Genomic DNA, 17,037 nt, shown 5'->3' on the forward strand with positions numbered 1-17,037 from the left:
CTTTGGTGACGCGACCGGCGTACGGTCGCGAGGCCTGGCTCCGGAAACTGTCGGTGGGCCGTGGCTATGGTTCGAATAGATGTTCGAACCCGGCCCGGCGGTGGCTGGGGCAGCGGCGAGCGAGGAGGTCGGACGAAGTGAGCGTGGCGGAGTTCCGCGGGGGCCAGGACGGCGGCCACGAAGAGCGGCGTCCGGAGATGGGCTTCGACCGCACCCCTCCCCAGGATCTCGCGGCCGAGCAGTGTGTGCTCGGCGCGATGATGCTGAGCAAGGATGCGATCGCCGACGTGATCGAGAATCTGCGCAGCACGGACTTCTACCGCCCGGCGCACGAGGCCGTCTTCGACGCGATCACCGACCTCTACGCACGGGGCGAGCCGGCCGACGCGATCACGGTCGCGGCCGAGCTCAACAAGCGCGGCGAGATGACCCGGATCGGCGGCGCGCCGTACGTGCACACCCTGGTCGCGTCGGTCCCGCTCGCGGCCAACGCCAGCTACTACGCGCACATCGTCCGGGAGAAGGCGATCCTGCGCCGCCTGGTCGAGGCCGGCACCAAGATCGTCCAGCTCGGGTACGCCGGTGAGGGCGAGGTCGACGACGTCGTCGACGAGGCCCAGGCGGAGATCTACTCGGTCACCGAGAAACGGACCGCGGAGGACTACGCGCCGCTGAAGGACATCATGGAGGGCGCCCTCGACGAGATCGAGGCGATCGACTCCCGCGGTGACGCGATGGTCGGCGTACCGACCGGGTTCACCGATCTGGACGAGCTGACCAACGGCCTGCACCCCGGCCAGATGATCATCGTCGCCGCCCGTCCCGCGATGGGGAAGGCGCTCGCGCTCGACACCCCGCTGCCGACGCCGACCGGCTGGACCACGATGGCCGAGGTCGCGGTCGGCGATCAGCTGCTGGACGCCGACGGGCTCCCGACCACGGTGGTCGCGGCGACCGAGGTGATGGCGGACCGGCCGTGCTTCCGGCTGTCGTTCTCCGACGGCAGCACGATCGTCGCCGACGCCGAGCACCAGTGGCGCGTCGAGGACGGCGGCCGCCCGGTGGTCTGCACGACCGCCGACCTGTACACGGCGATGTCGGCGAGTCCCGGGCTGACACCGCCGATCCCCGGGTCGGCGCCGCGGCAGATCACCGGGCACGGCTTCCCGGCCGCGCTGCACGGCGAGGGCGAGCGGCGGCTCGAGTGGGTCGACCCGGTCGACAGCGTGCCGGTGCGCTGCGTCGAGGTCGACAACCCCGACCACCTGTACCTGGCCGGCAAGACGATGATCCCGACCCACAACTCGACGCTGGGTCTGGACTTCGCCCGCTCGGCGTCCATCAAGCACGGCCTGACCTCGTGCATCTTCTCGCTGGAGATGAGCCGTAACGAGATCACCATGCGACTGCTGTCGGCGGAGGCGAAGGTCCCGCTGCACCACATGCGCAACGGCAAGATGACCGACGAGGACTGGGCCCGCCTGGCCCGCAAGATGGGCGAGGTCTCCGAGGCCCCGCTGTTCATCGACGACTCGCCGAACCTGACGATGATGGAGATCCGCGCCAAGGCCCGCCGCCTCAAACAGCGCCACGACCTCAAGCTGATCGTCATCGACTACCTCCAGCTGATGACGTCCGGCAAGAAGGTCGAGTCCCGCCAGCTGGAAGTCTCCGAGTTCTCCCGCTCCATCAAGCTCCTCGCCAAGGAACTCGAGCTCCCGGTAGTCGCCATCTGCCAGCTCAACCGAGGCTCCGAACAACGCTCCGACAAACGCCCCATGGCCTCCGACCTCCGCGAATCGGGCTGCTTGACCGCGGACACCCGGCTGATGCGGGCCGATACCGGTGCGGAGATCTCGCTCGGTGAACTGCTCGCGACGGATACCCGTGAGATTCCGGTCTGGTCGCTCGACGACCGGCTCAAGCTGGTGCCGCGCACGTTGACGCACGCCTTCCCGAGTGGGGTGAAGGAGGTCTTCCGGGTAAAGCTGGCGTCCGGTCGGGAGATCGAGGCCACCGCGAACCACCCGTTCCTGACGTACAACGGATGGAAACCGCTGGGGGAGCTGACGCCGGGCGCTCGTGTGGGTTCGCTCCGGCACGTTCCGGCTCCGCTCGACGTCAAGCCGTGGGACGAGGACGAGATCACGCTGCTTGCTCACTTGCTGGGCGACGGCTCGTTCGTGAAGCGGCAGCCGATCCGGTACGCGAGCATCGACGAGGCCAACCTGACCGCGGTCGCTGAGGCGGCACACCGGCGCTTCGGCATCACCGCGATCCGCGACGAGTACGCCGCCGCCCGGGTCACCACGCTTCGCCTCCCGGCGCCGTACCGGCTCGCCCGCGGCAAACGGAACCCGATCGCAGCCTGGCTCGACGGCCTCGGCCTGTTCGGCTTGCGCAGCCATGAGAAGTTCGTACCTGACGGTGTGTTCGGCCTCCCGAAGGAGCAGGTCGCCCACTTCATCCGCCACCTCTGGGCCACCGACGGCTCCGTCCGCTGGGACGAGAAGGCCGGCCAGGCACGCATCTACTACGCCAGCACCAGCCGCCGTTTGGTCGACGACCTGGCTCGCCTCCTTCTCCGCCACAACATCTTCAGCCGCATCAAGACCGCGAAGAAGGCGGGCTACCGCGACAGCTATCACCTGTACATCTACGGTGCTGAGAACCAGCTGCGGTTCTGCGACGCGATCGGCGTACACGGCCTCAGGGGTTTGAAGGCGCTCGAAGTCGCGGCGGCTCTGCGGGACGTGAAGGCGAACACCAACCTCGACACTGTTCCGAAGGAGGTCTGGTCGCAGGTTCGCGAGGTGCTTGCCGACCGCAACGTCACGCACCGCGAGTTCGCGGCCGCCCTGGGGACACAGTTCTCCGGCTCGACGATGTGGAAGCACGCCCCGAGCCGACAGCGCCTCGCCAAGGTCGCCGACATCCTCGACGACGCCGACCTTGAGGTCCTCGCCACCAACGACATCTTCTGGGACACCGTCACCGCAGTCGAAAGCCTCGGCAACCAACAGGTGTACGACGCCACAGTCCTGGGCACCCACAACTTCGTGGCCAACGGAGTCGCTCTCCACAACTCACTCGAACAGGATGCCGACGTTGTCATCCTGTTGCATCGGGAGGATGCGTACGAACGTGAGTCGACCCGGCCCGGGGAGGCGGACTTTATCGTCGCCAAGCACCGGAACGGGCCGACTGCGGACGTGGTCGTGGCATTCCAGGGCCACTACTCCCGCTTCGTAGACATGGCCCACGACGGGTGAGGTGCTGCCTTACCAGGCACCTGTTCGTTGGGGCGGTTCCGAGGTTCTGGAGGCGTGCTTCCAGAGCGCGATCGTGAGCCAGAGGAGCCAGGCGAACAGGAGGAGGCCGTAGGTCGCGTAGGCCCAACCGAGGACGGGGCGGAGGACCTCGGAGATGATCCCGATCGCGCCTGTTGCCACGCCGAGCCAGGCGAGTCTGCGGGAGAACGACCTACCGGCGCCCGTGAGTTGAGGGGGAACGTCCCTCAGCATCAGGAGGGCGACCAGGAGGATGCCGATCGTCTGCACGACGCCGACAACGGCCGGTACGTCGTTGAGCGCGATGAGGACCTCGGCGCCGGCGACGAAGGGTGCCCGATCGCCGGGACCGGCGGCGAGGTACTTGTCGCTCAGGACGACCATGGCAAGGGATCCGTCACCGGTGGTTGGCCAGGCCAATGACACCGCCCAGGACGCCACCGCGATCAGGCCCGCGATCGCAGCGAGACCCCTGCCGCGATGGCGTAGCGCGACGGCCAGCGCGAGGAACGTCACCATCAGCAGGAGGCTCGGAGTCAGCCACAGCAATTGCCGAACGATGTAGGTCGACCGGTGAGTGGCGACGTACTCGAGCACGGCCGCTCCGCCGGAGGTCGGCGGGGACGTCGTGATGCTGACGATGACCAGCGCGACTCCGTACAGGACCACGGCGAGACCCGCTGCGATGCTGCCGGCTCGGTAGAGCGGACCCCACCCCGATTCGTCGACGGCTGGTCGGTGTGCTCTGTCATGCGAAGCTGGTACGGATCTCATCCATGCCTCCCCGGCTCCAGGCCACGAGCGTCGTCCGCCGATCCCCGACAGGCGAGCTCGGCGCCGACTGGTGAGGCCAGCACACTGCAGGCCGCCGGGGGACGGCAGAGGCGATCGACTGGATCGCGGGGGACGTAGGTCACCGATCAGCTTGTGATATTCAGGCCGCGACCGGCTGAACGACGCGGATCTGCTTGAGGGCGCGTGCCCATGACTCGAGCTGGTTGAACAGGGTGGTTGCCTGGTCGGCGTACTGCGGGCCGGGGCGGAACTGGGAGAAGTTCTCGAAGTCGGTGAAGAGCGAGAACGACAGCTGCTGACGTACGTCGGCGAGCTGGAGCTCCGCGCTGATGGCGCGCAGATGCTCGATCGCCCGCGCGCCGCCGAGCGAGCCGTAGGACACGAATCCGGCAGCCTTGTTGTTCCACTCGGCGTACAGGTAGTCGATCGCGTTCTTCAGTACGCCGGACGTGGAGTGGTTGTACTCCGGCGTGACGAACACGAACCCGTCGTACGCCGCGATCTTCTCGGCCCACGCCTTCGTGTGGTCGCCGGCGTACTGCCCGGCCGACGGCGGCACGGCCTCGTCCAGGTGGGGCAGCGGGTAGTCGACGAGGTCGATCAACTCATACGTGGCGCCGGTCCGGCGCTGGGCCTGGGACAGGACCCAGTCGGCCACCGCCTTGCCGTTCCGCCCGGGGCGGGTGCTGCCGAGGATGATCGCGATCTTCAGGTCGCTCATGGCGACGACTCCTTCAGAGGGGTTGACTTGAATGTTCATGTCACCGACCACGATACATGAACATTCAAGTCATGCCATCGGTGGCTATGCTGCAGCCATGGGGATCGAAGCGGCACGGGAGGCGGCCGAGCCTCGCTGGCTGACGCCCGACGAGCTGGAGACCTGGCGGACGTTGCAGTTCGTCATGTCGCTGCTCACGGTTGCGCTCGGCGAGCAGTTGCAGCGCGATTCCAACCTGAGCTTCCTGGAGTACTACGTCCTGGCCGGCCTCTCGGATCAGCCCGATCACACGATGCGCCTGAGTCAGCTCGCGATCCTGACCAACTCCGAGCTCTCCCGGCTGTCCCACCTGATCCGCCGCCTGGAGAACCGCGGCCTGGTATGTCGTGAACCCGACCCGGACGACGGCCGCTTCACCAACGCGATCCTCACCGACGACGGGTACGCCGAGTTGGTGAAGGCTGCCCCAGGACATGTCGAACTCGTTCGCGAACTCGTCTTCGACCCGCTGACCGAGACCGACCGCCGTGCTCTGCACAAGACGATGACGAAGCTCCTCCCGAGACTCCTCGGCGACAGCTAGCGGTTCTTCCAGCGGTCCGCGGAGATGGACTCCTGGGCGAGCAGTCGGAGTGAGGAGATGAGGGTTTCGCCGAGGATGGTGCCGATGACCACCGATTCGGCGAGTTGGTCGCGGGTCGGGTTCGTGGTGACGGCCTCGATCTCGAAGCGGGTGAAGCTTTCGACCGACTCGGCGTAGGTGTCGAGGTGGGCGACGAGGTTGTCCTGGCCGAGGGTGCGGAGCGCGGCGACGGTGTCGATGAGTGTGGCGAGCGCGGGCGCCGCGGGGTCGACGGACCAGCCGCGGGCGGCGATGAGGTCCGTGACCTGAGTGGTAGCGGCAGTCCGCGCCTCGTCGGTGGCGGACAGGCGGCGGGTCGGCGTGAGTGCGCGATGGGCACGGCCGATCTGTTCATGCAGCGGCTCGGTGTCGGAGTCGAGCGACTCGAGGATCTCCTTCACCGTGGCGACCGGAACCTGGGCGAGTTCGATCAGCGCGCGGATCAGGCGGAGCCGGCGAACGTGGGTGTCGCCGTACGACGCCTGGTTCGGGCTACTGAGTTCGCCGGCGGGTAGCAGGCCTTCGCGCAGGTAGTACTTGATGGTCGGCACCGGGACGTCGGTGGCCTTGCTGAGTTCCCCGATTCGCATCGCTTGCCTTCCTCTTGTCTGTGATGGATAGTATCAGTATCCATAAACGGATACTTGAACTATCCATAAGAAGGTTTGTCCAGAGAAGAGGTCCACGCATGACCGACGTGTCCCGCGTCATCGCCGGCGTCATCCTGCTCACCGTCGTGACGATCGAGTTCGGCGGCTACTTCATGACCAGGATCGTCCGCGGCCAGGTCCCGATGACCGGGTTCCAGAAGTCGTTCGCGCGGGCCGGTCACGCGCACGCCGGCGTACTGGTGATCCTCAGCCTGGTCGGACTGCTGTACGTCGACCAGACCGGCCTGACCGGATTGTGGTTGTGGGTCGGCCGGCTCGGGATCCCGGTCGCCGCGATTCTGATGTCCGGCGGCTTCTTCGCCTCGTCCGCCGGTAAGGACCGCACCGCGCCGAACCAGTTCTTGTGGATCCTCTGGGTCGGCGCGGCATCGCTGGCTGTCGGCGTACTGACGCTCGGTATCGGGCTGATTGTTGCCTAACGCAACCCGGCGAACGCCTGTGTGAGGCGTTCGCCGGCCTCCGTGATGAGGGTGGCGGTTTCCGGGGTCGCCTGGTCGACGGTGAAGGGACCGAGGTGAGCGATCGCGGCCACCTGCGTCAGCAGCATGGCGGGGGAGTCCGCGCTGAAGCGGACCTTGCACGACGAAGGGCTGAGCGGTTCCACGATGCCGCGGACGACCCCTTCGAAGGTTGAGGTCACCTCGACCGACGACGCCTCGACCGTCAAGACGACCGTGTGCTCGTACTGCGCCGACACGAAGGACTCGAGTAGGTACGAGGGCCCGTCCAGCACCCGTGGCGTGAAGCGGTGCAACGCGGGAGTCACGGAAGCGATCCGGTCGACGCGGAAGATCCGCCAGTCGTCGCGTTCGGGGTCGAACGCGAGCAGGTACCACCGCCACGACAACGTCAGCAATTGATGCGGTTCTACCCGGCGTCGCGTCGTACCGCGCTGCCGGCCGTGGTAGTCGAAGGCAACGATCTCGTGGTTGCGGCAGCAGCGTGCGAGTACGGCGAGAGCGTCCGGATCGACCTGCGGTACGCCGGGTCGCGGGATCGCCTCCGCTGCCGAGCCCACTGCGGCGAGCTGGGGACGGAGGCGCGCGGGCAGCACCTGCTCCAGCTTGGCCAGCGCGCTCATCGAGCTCTCCGCCATCCCGCTCACTCCGCCACCGGCCGCGCCGACCAGTCCGAGCGCGACGGCGATCGCCTCGTCGTCGTCCAGCTGCAGCGGTGGCAGATGCGTTCCGGAGCCGAGTCGGTAGCCGCCCGAAGTGCCGGTCGTACCGGTCACCGGGTAGTCGAGGGACCGGAGCCGTTCGACGTCCCGCCGTACCGTGCGCTCGGTGACGCCGAGCCGCTCGGCGAGCTCGCGGCCGGACCACTCGCGTCGGCTCTGCAGCAGCGACAGTAGCCGCAGCATCCGGCCAGGCATCTCCTTGCGAGCACTCATCCACAAATCATGCCTTGAGGACAAGATGTGTCCGCAAGGGTGTCTAACGTGATCTGCATGATGTTGACGACGACTAGTAAGGGGTACGACGAGGCGCGGCTCGGGTTCCAGCGACGGGACGCGCACCGGCCCGCGGCCATCTTTCCGGTGACGAGCACGGCCCAGATCGAGGAGGCGGTGCGGTACGCGATCGACCACGATCTGCGTATCGCCGTCCAGGCGGCCGGGCACGGTCTGACGCAGGGGATCGACGGTGGCGTGCTGATCGCGACCGGTGCATTCAACGGTGTGACGGTTGATGCGGAGCGCAACACGGCGTGGATCGAGGCGGGCGCGACCTGGCGGGACGTGCTCGACGCGACCGCGCCGTACGGTCTCGCCCCGCTGTCCGGCAGCGCACCCGGCGTCGGTGCGATCTCGTACACGCTGGGCGGTGGGCTCGGGCTGATGGCGCGACGGTTCGGGTACGCCGCGGACCATGTTCGCCGGATCGAGGTCGTGACTGCGGACGGCGTACGGCGCAACGCCGAAGAGGACCCGGATCTGTTCTGGGCGCTGCGCGGCGGCGGTGGCAACTTTGGTGTCGTGGCGGGGATCGAGATCGACCTCTTCGACGTACCGACGCTGTTCGGCGGCAGTCTGTACTTCGACCTCGCCGAGCACCCGACCGTGCCCGAGACGTGGCGGGAGTGGACCAGGTCCGTGCCGGAGGAGATCACGTCGGCGATCGCGATCCTGCCGATGCCGAACATCCCGCAGGTGCCGGCGCCTTTGCGCGGCAAGTACGTCGGGCAGGTGCAACTCGCGATCCTCGGCGACCGTGGCGAGGAGCTGATCGAACCGCTCCGGGCGATCGGCAAGCCGGTCCTCGACACCGTGGGGGAGTTGCCGTACGTCGACTCCGGGCGGATCTTCGCGGAGCCGGAGCGCCCCGACAGCTACACCTCGCTCAACGTGCTGCTGAAGGATCTCGACGCGCTCGAGACGCTGCCCGAGCTCGCCGGTCCGGAGGCGTCGAGGATGCATGTGATCGGCATCCGGCACCTCGGCGGCGCGCTCGCCCGGCAACCGGAAATCCCGAACGCGGTAGGTCACCGAGATGCGGCGTACTCGCTGACCGTCCTCACTCCCGGCAAGGGTGAGGCTGGGACGGACGTACTCGAACCGTGGGCCTCGTCAACCGTTGGCCGCGCCCTCAACTTCACCTTCGCGAAGCTCACCGACGAAGAGGTGGCCGAGGCGTACGACGACTACGAGCGGCTCGTCGTGCTCAGGCGCCGCTACGACCCGACCCGTCGTCTGCAGCCGAACCACCGGCTCTAGCGATCAGCTCCTCGACCAACGCACCTTTACCGTCGACATACGCGGTGCGGTCGGTGGTGAGCAGGTGCGCCAGCTCGCGTTTGCGGGCCGCGTACCGCTCGCGATCGGCCGAGTCCGCGCGCAGATGATCACGCAGCACCACGTGGTCCCGATGCGCCTTGTTGCCTTCGACAACGACGTACAGATGGTGGTAGTGGACCGCGTCCGCCGGCAACGCGAACGCCTCCCGGCCGGGGATTCCTTGATCGCCCTCATGGCGATAACCGGCCTCCGTGAGCCGTTCGATCGCCGGCGGCACGAGTGAGGGAGACGGGACGACGATGTCGATGTCGATGATCGGCTTCGCCGCCAGACCGGGTACGGCGGTGCTGCCGACGTGCTCGCAGGTGTGGGGGAGCTCGGCGAGGTACGGCGCCAGGCGCGCGCTGATCTCCGCGAACCAGCGCGGCCACCGCGGGTCGTAGTCCACAACCTCGGCGGGAACGATCACAGGGCCGCCGTCACGTCGATCTCGACGAGTTGGCCGGTGAAGCCGAGTTGGGCGACGCCGAGCAGGGTGCTCGCGGTCGTGAAGGCCGGAGCGAGCGGCGACTCGTTGAGCTGGGCCCACACCGCGCCCAGGTCGGCACGGTCCGAACTGGCCACGTAGATCACCGTGCGTACGACGTTTTCCGGCGTGGCGCCCACCGACTTCAGCGCGGTGAGGATGTTCGCGATCACCTGCGCGGTCTGCCCTTGGAGACCGCCCGCGGCCAACTCACCGGACACCTGCAACGGGCACTGCCCGGCCAGGTAGATCAAGGTGTCCGCCTGCACCCGCGTCACGTGGTGATACCCAGGCGTCGCATGCAGTCCGTCGGGATTGCTCCGCTCGATGGTCACGCCTCGACCCAACTCGATGCGTCAGCTCCGGGTCAACAGATTTAGCACGTACCGCTTCTGCCACGGCGTCTCCACCGCGCGCTTGTCGTAACCCCGACGTACATAGTCGACGGCCTGATCCGCAGGCAGCCCGTCCAGTACGGCGAGACACGCGAACGCTGTCCCGGTCCGCCCTCGTCCGCCGCCGCACGCGAACTCGACCCGTCCGGTCCCGGTCCGCTCCAACGCCTCGCGAAAGGTCGCCAACGCCTGCGGGCGATCCACCGGCAGCCGGAAGTCGGGCCACTTGATCCAGCGCGTCTCCCACGGCACGTCCGGCGGTTCCGCGCCGAGCAGATACACGCCGTACGTCGGAAACGGGTCTGCCGCCGGGCCGTGGCGCAGACCGCGTCCGCGCACGAGCCGACCCGACGGCAGCTCCATCACACCTGGTGCGTCCTTCTCCCAACGACCCACAAGGTCAAACTACAAGCCGGAAGCAGGAGGACGGGAATCAAACGACGAGGCGCTCCTGTGTCGAGGTGGAGAACAGGTGCAGCTTGTCGGCGTCCGGGGCCAGATGGACGAGGGTGCCCTTGTCGTTGTGCAGGCGGGTGCCGATCCGGGCGATGATCTGCTGCTTCTCGTCGGTGTGTTCCGCGGTGCCGTACAGGAACGCGTCCGATCCGAGCTCCTCGATCACCGCGACCTTCACCGGCAGCCCTTCGTCGGCGAGGTGGAACGCCTCGGGCCGGATGCCCAGCGTCAGCGTCTTGTCGTCGCCGGCCTTGGCCAGTACGTCGCGGGCGATCGGGACCACGTAGTCGCCGATCTTCGCGCCGCCCTCGACGATCTCGGCCTCGATCAGGTTCATCGCGGGCGACCCGATGAAGCCGGCCACGAACTTGTTCCGCGGCCGGTCGTACAGGTTCAGCGGGGTGTCGACCTGCTGCAACACGCCATCGCGAAGGACGGCGACCCGGTCGCCCATCGTCATGGCCTCAACCTGGTCGTGGGTGACGTAGACGGTGGTGACGCCGAGCCGGTGCTGCAGCTCGGCGATCTGCGTGCGGGTCTGGACCCGCAGTTTCGCGTCGAGGTTCGACAGCGGCTCGTCCATCAAGAACACCTGCGGGTTACGGACGATCGCGCGGCCCATCGCGACGCGCTGGCGCTGACCACCGGACAGCGCCTTCGGCTTGCGGTCCAGGTACTCCTCCAGACCGAGCAGCTTCGCCGCCTCCTGCACGCGCTGGGCGCGCTCGTCCTTGTGGATGCCCTGCATCTTCAAGGCGAAGCCCATGTTGTCGGCCACCGACATGTGCGGGTACAGCGCATAGTTCTGGAACACCATCGCGATGTCGCGTTCCTTCGGCGGGGCGTTGGTCACGTCCCGGTCGCCGATGAAGATCGCTCCCTCGTTCACCTCTTCGAGCCCGGCCAGCATCCGCAGCGCCGTCGACTTACCGGACCCGGACGGCCCGACGAGCACCATGAACTCGCCGTCGGAGATGTCCAGATCGAGCTTGTCGACCGCCGCGATGTCGGTGCCCGGGTAGACCCGGGTGGCTCCCTTGAACGAGACAGTTGCCATGTCGCGCTTCCTTTCCTTCGCCGGCAGGAACGTGCCGGACGATCCGTAGCAAAGGCCCCCAGGTCTTGGGTGTCTGCTTGGTGACGCATCACCGAGCACAGCTGACAACGAACGCCGGCCCATTTACATTCCCGAGTGATGTAAATCTCGCGATTGACAAAGAAGTTTTTTACGTACAAAGTTCTTTGTGTGATGAGAGACGTGATGCACCTGGAGCAGCTCGAGCAGGCCGAGGCCCTGTTCAAGCCGCAGCGAATCGAGGTGCTGCGCCGGCTGGCCGAGCCGGCGACCTGCGGCGAGGTGGCCGAGCAGCTCGGCCAGACTCCGCAGCGCGTCTACTACCACGTGAAGCGCCTCGTCGAGGCGGGACTGGTGACCCAGGTGGACGAGCGCAAGGTGCGCGGGATTCGCGAGGGCATCTACCAGGCGACGGCCCGTTCGTACTGGCTGTCCCCGACGCTCGTCGGCCGGATCGGCGGCCTCCGCCGGACCCGCGACGAGCTGAGCCTCGGCTACGTACTGGACCTGATGGAAGAGGTCCAGACCGACATCGCCGCGTTGGACAGGTCGGCTCCGGAGCTGCCGTCCATCGGGGTGTCCGGTGAGATCCGGGTCCCACCGGACCGGCGGCGGGAGTTCTTCGAGGACCTGCGCGGCACGCTGCAGGACCTCTTCGAGCGCTACGGCGGCAGTGAGGGCGACGCCTTCAAGCTCGCCGTGGCCTGTTACCCCAAGGGAGACCGAACCAATGACTGAACCACTTGTCCTGCAAGCGCGCGCCAAGGCCGGCATCGACAACGTCCGGCAGGCGTTGACCGATCCGAAGGCCCTGAACCTCTGGCTCGGCGAGCACTCGACCGTCGACCTGCCCGGGACGTTCGAGTTCTGGGGCCGCTACATTCCCGAGGGCGACGCGCCGCACCAGCGAGTTGTCGGGTACGACGGAAGCACGCTGACCCTGGCGTGGACGCTCGGAGGCGAGGAGACGACCACGGAGATCACGCTGACGCCCGACGGCGACGACGCGACGGTGGTGGAGTTGTCGCAGACCGGCTTCGACTTCGCGGATGCGATCAGCGGCGCGAACATCCGCGGCGTACTGCAGACCTTCTGGTCGCTGGCCCTTGCGAACCTCGTCGACCACGTGGAGGGTCGCGAGCTCACCACCAGGCCGGACTTCACCTCGTCGACGTTCGAGGGCGAAGCTCTGATCGACGCACCGGTCGCGGAGGTCTACTCGGCGCTGACCGAGCCGGCGAAGGCGTCGGACTGGTTCGGGTACCCGGTCGACATCGACCTCCGGAAAGGCGGCCGGTTCGCGATGGGCGGGTTCGACGCCGGCCCGGGCGTGGAGATCGTCGACCTCGTCGAGGGCCGGAAGATGTCGATGGACTGGGGTGACGGCGGCATCAGCACCTGGGAGCTCGCCGAGTCCGACGGCAAGACCCGGCTCACGTTCGTGATGAGCGGGTTCGACGAGTCCAACCCGCCGTACGGTGCCTGGACCGGCTGGCTCTACGGAGTCGCAGCCCTCCGCCGCTTCGTCGAACTCCCGGACTGGAAGATCTGGATCGGCTAGAAATAAGGGCCCTCGGGCCGGATCGATTCGCCGATCAGGTCGAGCAGGGCGCTCACCGCCCTGCTCGGTCGCCGTCCGGCGATCGTCACCACGGACAACGTCCAGGTGAGCTCCGCGCCGGTGATCGCCAGCTTGGCGACGCCAGGCTCCTCGGCCAGTTCGAGATCCGGTACGACGCCGACGCCGAGACCGGCCCGAACGTAGTCCGGGATCGTGGTCAGTTCCGGTACCTCGACCTGGATCCGCCGGGGTGTCCCGATCGTGTCGAAGGCCCGGTCGACCATCTTCCGGTTCCCGAATCCCGCCGGCATGTCCACGAACCGCTCCGCGGCCAGCTCGCCGAGTCCGACGCCGGTGCGCCCGGCGAGCGGATGCGACGACGGGACCAGCGCCACGAACGGAACGGTGGCGATGTCGCGCACCTCGAGGCCGGACAACTCCGGACGCGGCAGCCCGAGCAACGCGATGTCCAGACGACCGTGCCGTACGTCGTCCGCGAGGCCGGTGGATCCGGTCGGCGAGGTCGCGACCTGCACCTCGACCAGCGGGTACTTGCGATGGAACGCCCCGAGCAGCTCGGCCATGTTCACCAGGCTGAGCCGCGCCAGCGTCCCGATCCGGATGCTGCCGCGCAACCCCGACGACGCCTCCTCGACCGCGGCCCGCGCGCGGTCCAACGCCTCCAGCGCGGCCTTCGCCTCTGGCAGCAACGCCTGACCGGCGGCCGACAGCACGACGCGCCGCGTCGAGCGGTCGAACAGGGTCGTCTTCAGGTCGGTCTCGAGTGCGCGTACGGCGGCCGAGACCGTGGACTGCACCGTGAACAGCCGGTGCGCTGCGCGGGTGAAACTCAGTTCCTCGGCGACGGCGACGAAGTACTCCAGCTGGCGACTGTCCACAGGCTCAATTATCGGTTTTGGCGATAAGAGCGTGCAAGAACTTTCGTTGGACTCGATAGATGGAGCGCGGCACCCTAGAAACATGTCCACCATGACGTCTTCGCGGGCCGGCGTACGGATCCGGTTCGCTCATGCTCCGGGGTTCTGGGTGATCGCGGCGGCCTTCCTCACCACGATGGCCTTCTCGACGATCCCGACGCCGCTCTATGCGATCTACCAGCAGCGCGACGGCTTCCCGACATACGTGATCACGGTGATCTTCGCCAGTTACGCGGTCGGGGTGATGGCGTCGCTGTACCTGGCGGGGCATGTCAGCGACTGGCTCGGGCGGCGGCGGATCGCGTTGCTCGCCGTACTCGCGGAGGCGTTGTCGGCGGCAATCTTCCTGATCTGGCCGGAGGTTCCCGGGCTGCTTCTGGCTCGGTTCATCTGCGGGGTGGGCGTCGGTGTACTGACAGCGACCGCGACCGCGCATCTTTCCGAGCTGCGGCAGGTCGCGCGTCCCGGTGAGGACCCGAGTCGCTCCGCGCTGATCTCGAGCATGGTGAACCTCGGCGGGCTGGCCTTCGGTCCGCTCGTGGGCGGACTGCTGGCACAGTACGTGTCGTCGCCGCTGGAGCGTCCGTACGAGATCTTCCTGGTGCTGCTGTTGATCAGCGCGGTGGGGATCGCGCTGGTGCCGGAGACAGTGGAGCGGTTGGAGGAGCGTCCGGCGTACCGGCCGCAACGGGTGGCGCTGCCCTCGTCCGCCCGTCCGCTCTTCTTCGCGTCTGCGATCGGCGCCTTCGCGGCGTTCGCGATCTTCGGTCTCTTCACGTCGCTGGCGCCGACGTTCCTGGCCGGCGTCCTGCACCACACGTCCCGCCTGCTCGCCGGTGTCGTCACCTTCGCCGTCTTCATCGCGGGTGCCGCGAGCCAGGCCGTCTTCGTCCGGCTCTCCCGCCCGGCTCAGCTCCGCCTCGGGCTGGTCGCGATGTCCGTCGGTCTGGTGGGCGTGGCGGTCGGCGGTCTCCTCCCGAACCTGTACCTGTTCGTCATCGGCGGCATCGTCGCCGGCGCCGGCGTAGGCCTCGTCTTCCGCGGCGCCGTCGCAACGGCCGCTTCGCTCGCGGACCCGTCGTCGCGCGGCGAGGTGCTGGCCGCCCTCTTCCTGATCGCGTACGCCGGACTTGCGATCCCGGTCCTCGCGATCGGCCTGGGAATCGCGCTCCTCCCGGCCGAGGTCGCGCTGCTGCTCTTCTCGGCGCTGATCCTGATCCTGGTGAACGCCGCCGTAATCCGGATGCTCGCCGCGCAGCGCAGATGATGTGATGCGCGTGTGGACCTTGAACGCGACTACGGCCTGACTGTCTCCTCGCTGGAGCCGCACCCCGGCGGGTTCGCCACCGACGGGTGGGTGGCGGACAGGCGGTGGTTCGTGAAGGTGTGGAAGGAAGGCGAGGAGCCGTCGGGGTTGTCGCAGTTGGCGGAGTTGCACGCTCTCGGACTGCCGGTCGTGGAGCCGTTGCGGACGCTGCAGGGTGAGCTGTCCGCGAAGAACGTCGCAGTTTTCCCTTATGTCGAAGGGCGTACGGCGACCTGGGACGACCGGCGTGCAGTGGCTCGGGCGTTGCGGCAGATCCATGAGGCGCCGCTGCAGGTGACATTGCCGCCCGCAGACGTCAGCGAACCCCACATCAGGACCTTGGGGCAGCACCTGCAGCACCCGTGGATCGCGGACCGTGCGGACGTGGTGGCTGCGGCGATCGCGCGGTTGGACGACGTACGAACACGACTCAAGCCGGTGCGCGTCGTCCTGTGTCACACGGACCTTCACGGGTTGAACGTCTTGATCGACAACGACGGTGAGGTGGCGGCGATCCTCGACTGGGAGAACGCCGTGATCGGGCCCCGTGAGTACGACGTGTGGGTCGGAGCCGACGGGGACCGGCTGGCGGAGTTCCTCGACGAGTACGGCGCTGACGACCTGGACGTCGACCATCTCGAGTTCGCGCTCCTCGCCCGCGGCCTGCGAGACATGTCCGCACGGGTGATGTTCGAGGTCGATCGACCCGGCGTGGACACCTGGGGTTTCGACCGGATCGCCCGCGTGGACAGCGACCTCGAGGTGTTCCGCCAGTACTGCAGCTAGGACCTGTCTCAGGCTGCGGCACCCGGCCCGGGGAGGACGTCGATGTCGTCGGCGTGCATCGGCTTGCCGCAGTGGGCGCAGGCGAGGTCGACGTGGCTGATCTCCCCGCAGGCGTGGTGCCGGTACAGGACCGGCGGTCCGGCCTGGCCGGCCACCCATTTGTCGCCCCAGGCAACCATCACGATCAGGACGTCGAGCAGTTCGCGGCCGCGGTCGGTCAGCACGTACTCGTACCGCGGCCGGTTGTCGTACGGCCGGCGCTCCAGCACGCCCCGGTCGACCAGGTGGTTCAGCCGCTCGGTGAGTACCTTGCGGGAGATCCCGAGGTCCGCCTGGAGCTGCTCGAACCGGGAGAGGCCGACCCAGATGTCGCGGAGGATCAGCGGCGACCACGGCTCGCCGATCACGTCCAACGTGCGCGCGATCGAGCACGCCATCTCACAGAAATTCGTTCGCTGCATGGCACCAGTCTAGCCTTTGGGGTTCCCTAAAGGAACTCCGTCGTGTTAGCGTTCCTTCAAGGAACCCCAAGGGAAGGTGAACACGATGAGCAAGGTGGTCTGCGCCCTCGCCGTCTCGGTCGACGGATACATCACCGGACGCGGCTCCGGTCCGGATCACGGCCTCGGCGACGCGCCGATGCTGTTCGACTGGTACTTCGACGGTGACACTCCGAGCCAGGTGTTCGACGGCTTCAAGTTGAGCGCACCGAGCGCACGGATCTTCGACGCGCTCGCCGGCCGGGTCGGCGCCATGGTCGCCGGGCACAAGACGTACGACGACTCGGGCCACTTCGGCGGCGGCAGCCCGCACCCGAAGGCTCCTCTGGTGGTCCTCAGTCACGGTCCGGTGGCGGAGATCAGCGAACGGCAGACTCTCGCCGGCACCATCGACGGCGCGATCGCCGCTGCGCGTCAGCTGGCCGGCGGGAAGGATGTCGGCCTGATGGGTGGCGGGGTCGCGACCGCGGCACTCCGGGCAGGCCTCGTCGACGAACTCGTGCTCCATCAGGTGCCGATCCTGCTCGGCGGCGGCCGGCCGTTCTTCCAGGAGCTCCCGGAGCACGTCCGTCTGAACCTGATCGAGGCAGTGCCCGCCCCCGGCGTCACCCACCTCCACTACGAAATCGTCCGCTGAAACCTCGTTTGCTGAAGGAGC

19 protein-coding genes are annotated in these 17,037 nt (G+C 67.7%); 9 read left to right on the plus strand and 10 right to left on the minus strand.

Going from position 1 to position 17,037, the window contains the following annotated elements; translation table 11 throughout:
• The first annotated feature begins 197 nt into the window (after positions 1 to 197).
• A complete protein-coding gene (locus EV651_RS09115) occupies positions 198 to 3,272 on the plus strand; it encodes a replicative DNA helicase (protein ID WP_133784529.1) in 3,075 nt (1,024 codons plus the stop codon).
• Between the two features lie 9 nt (positions 3,273 to 3,281).
• Here EV651_RS09115 and EV651_RS09120 read toward each other — a convergent pair whose 3' ends face one another.
• Together EV651_RS09120 and EV651_RS09125 are read right to left on the minus strand one after the other, a co-directional pair.
• Positions 3,282 to 4,064: a hypothetical protein gene (locus EV651_RS09120; RefSeq protein ID WP_133784017.1), complete on the minus strand. Its 783-nt coding sequence runs from the start codon at positions 4,062 to 4,064 to the stop codon at positions 3,282 to 3,284.
• A 160-nt stretch (positions 4,065 to 4,224) separates the two neighbouring features.
• Positions 4,225 to 4,806 (minus strand): NADPH-dependent FMN reductase, encoded by a 582-nt coding sequence (locus EV651_RS09125; protein WP_133784019.1) that lies wholly within the window; start codon positions 4,804 to 4,806, stop codon positions 4,225 to 4,227.
• A gap of 97 nt (positions 4,807 to 4,903) precedes the next feature.
• On the opposite strand from EV651_RS09125, the gene EV651_RS09130 reads away from it, so the two are divergent.
• Positions 4,904 to 5,389 (plus strand): MarR family winged helix-turn-helix transcriptional regulator, encoded by a 486-nt coding sequence (locus tag EV651_RS09130; RefSeq protein WP_133784021.1) that lies wholly within the window; start codon positions 4,904 to 4,906, stop codon positions 5,387 to 5,389.
• Here the strand turns inward: EV651_RS09130 and EV651_RS09135 are convergent.
• The gene (locus EV651_RS09135) at positions 5,386 to 6,018 is read right to left on the minus strand and encodes a MerR family transcriptional regulator (RefSeq protein WP_133784023.1); all 633 of its coding nucleotides are present in this window, start codon (positions 6,016 to 6,018) and stop codon (positions 5,386 to 5,388) included. The genes EV651_RS09130 and EV651_RS09135 overlap by 4 nt on opposite strands.
• 98 nt (positions 6,019 to 6,116) lie before the next feature.
• Here EV651_RS09135 and EV651_RS09140 point away from each other — a divergent pair, with 98 nt between their 5' ends.
• On the plus strand, positions 6,117 to 6,518 hold the full coding sequence (locus tag EV651_RS09140; RefSeq protein ID WP_133784025.1) for a hypothetical protein: 402 nt from the start codon (positions 6,117 to 6,119) through the stop codon (positions 6,516 to 6,518).
• Here EV651_RS09140 and EV651_RS09145 read toward each other — a convergent pair.
• On the minus strand, positions 6,515 to 7,492 hold the full coding sequence (locus EV651_RS09145; RefSeq protein WP_133784027.1) for a YafY family protein: 978 nt from the start codon (positions 7,490 to 7,492) through the stop codon (positions 6,515 to 6,517). The two genes, EV651_RS09140 and EV651_RS09145, sit on opposite strands and share 4 nt — an antisense overlap.
• 57 nt (positions 7,493 to 7,549) lie before the next feature.
• On the opposite strand from EV651_RS09145, the gene EV651_RS09150 reads away from it, so the two are divergent.
• Positions 7,550 to 8,815 (plus strand): FAD-binding oxidoreductase, encoded by a 1,266-nt coding sequence (locus EV651_RS09150; protein WP_133784029.1) that lies wholly within the window; start codon positions 7,550 to 7,552, stop codon positions 8,813 to 8,815.
• On the opposite strand, the gene EV651_RS09155 is transcribed toward EV651_RS09150, so the two are convergent.
• Genes EV651_RS09155 through EV651_RS09170 form a run of 4 tightly spaced genes read right to left on the minus strand, consistent with a single transcriptional unit; the run spans position 8,763 to position 11,270 of the window.
• Positions 8,763 to 9,305, minus strand: a complete 543-nt coding sequence (locus EV651_RS09155; RefSeq protein WP_133784031.1) for a GrpB family protein — start codon at positions 9,303 to 9,305, stop codon at positions 8,763 to 8,765. The two genes, EV651_RS09150 and EV651_RS09155, sit on opposite strands and share 53 nt — an antisense overlap.
• Positions 9,302 to 9,697 (minus strand): RidA family protein, encoded by a 396-nt coding sequence (locus EV651_RS09160; RefSeq protein ID WP_133784033.1) that lies wholly within the window; start codon positions 9,695 to 9,697, stop codon positions 9,302 to 9,304. Before EV651_RS09160 ends, EV651_RS09155 begins: the two co-directional genes overlap by 4 nt.
• Positions 9,698 to 9,718: 21 nt before the next feature.
• A complete protein-coding gene (locus tag EV651_RS09165; RefSeq protein ID WP_238156759.1) occupies positions 9,719 to 10,153 on the minus strand; it encodes a protein-tyrosine phosphatase family protein in 435 nt (144 codons plus the stop codon).
• Between the two features lie 37 nt (positions 10,154 to 10,190).
• Positions 10,191 to 11,270 (minus strand): ABC transporter ATP-binding protein, encoded by a 1,080-nt coding sequence (locus tag EV651_RS09170; RefSeq protein ID WP_133784034.1) that lies wholly within the window; start codon positions 11,268 to 11,270, stop codon positions 10,191 to 10,193.
• A gap of 192 nt (positions 11,271 to 11,462) precedes the next feature.
• Here EV651_RS09170 and EV651_RS09175 point away from each other — a divergent pair, with 192 nt between their 5' ends.
• The gene (locus EV651_RS09175) at positions 11,463 to 12,026 is read left to right on the plus strand and encodes a transcriptional regulator (protein ID WP_133784036.1); all 564 of its coding nucleotides are present in this window, start codon (positions 11,463 to 11,465) and stop codon (positions 12,024 to 12,026) included.
• Entirely contained in the window at positions 12,019 to 12,849 is an 831-nt protein-coding gene (locus EV651_RS09180; protein WP_133784038.1) for an SRPBCC domain-containing protein, read from the plus strand. The genes EV651_RS09175 and EV651_RS09180 overlap by 8 nt, the downstream gene beginning before the upstream one ends.
• Here the strand turns inward: EV651_RS09180 and EV651_RS09185 are convergent.
• Complete coding sequence (locus tag EV651_RS09185; protein ID WP_133784040.1) at positions 12,846 to 13,748, minus strand: LysR family transcriptional regulator; 903 nt, start codon at positions 13,746 to 13,748, stop codon at positions 12,846 to 12,848. The two genes, EV651_RS09180 and EV651_RS09185, sit on opposite strands and share 4 nt — an antisense overlap.
• 82 nt (positions 13,749 to 13,830) lie before the next feature.
• Here EV651_RS09185 and EV651_RS09190 point away from each other — a divergent pair, with 82 nt between their 5' ends.
• Together EV651_RS09190 and EV651_RS09195 are read left to right on the plus strand one after the other, a co-directional pair.
• The gene (locus tag EV651_RS09190) at positions 13,831 to 15,054 is read left to right on the plus strand and encodes an MFS transporter (RefSeq protein WP_133784042.1); all 1,224 of its coding nucleotides are present in this window, start codon (positions 13,831 to 13,833) and stop codon (positions 15,052 to 15,054) included.
• Positions 15,055 to 15,066: 12 nt separating this feature from the next.
• The gene (locus EV651_RS09195) at positions 15,067 to 15,879 is read left to right on the plus strand and encodes a phosphotransferase enzyme family protein (protein WP_133784044.1); all 813 of its coding nucleotides are present in this window, start codon (positions 15,067 to 15,069) and stop codon (positions 15,877 to 15,879) included.
• 8 nt (positions 15,880 to 15,887) lie between these two features.
• On the opposite strand, the gene EV651_RS09200 is transcribed toward EV651_RS09195, so the two are convergent.
• Positions 15,888 to 16,340, minus strand: coding sequence for a helix-turn-helix domain-containing protein (locus EV651_RS09200; protein WP_133784047.1), 453 nt, complete (start codon positions 16,338 to 16,340; stop codon positions 15,888 to 15,890).
• Between the two features lie 85 nt (positions 16,341 to 16,425).
• Here EV651_RS09200 and EV651_RS09205 point away from each other — a divergent pair, with 85 nt between their 5' ends.
• Positions 16,426 to 17,016 carry a dihydrofolate reductase family protein gene (locus EV651_RS09205; RefSeq protein ID WP_133784049.1) on the plus strand — a complete coding sequence of 197 codons (591 nt, stop codon included), beginning with the start codon at positions 16,426 to 16,428 and terminating at the stop codon, positions 17,014 to 17,016.
• The last annotated feature ends 21 nt before the right edge of the window (positions 17,017 to 17,037 follow it).

It is taken from the genome of Kribbella sp. VKM Ac-2571 (genome assembly GCF_004362255.1).
GTDB lineage: Bacteria > Actinomycetota > Actinomycetes > Propionibacteriales > Kribbellaceae > Kribbella > Kribbella pratensis.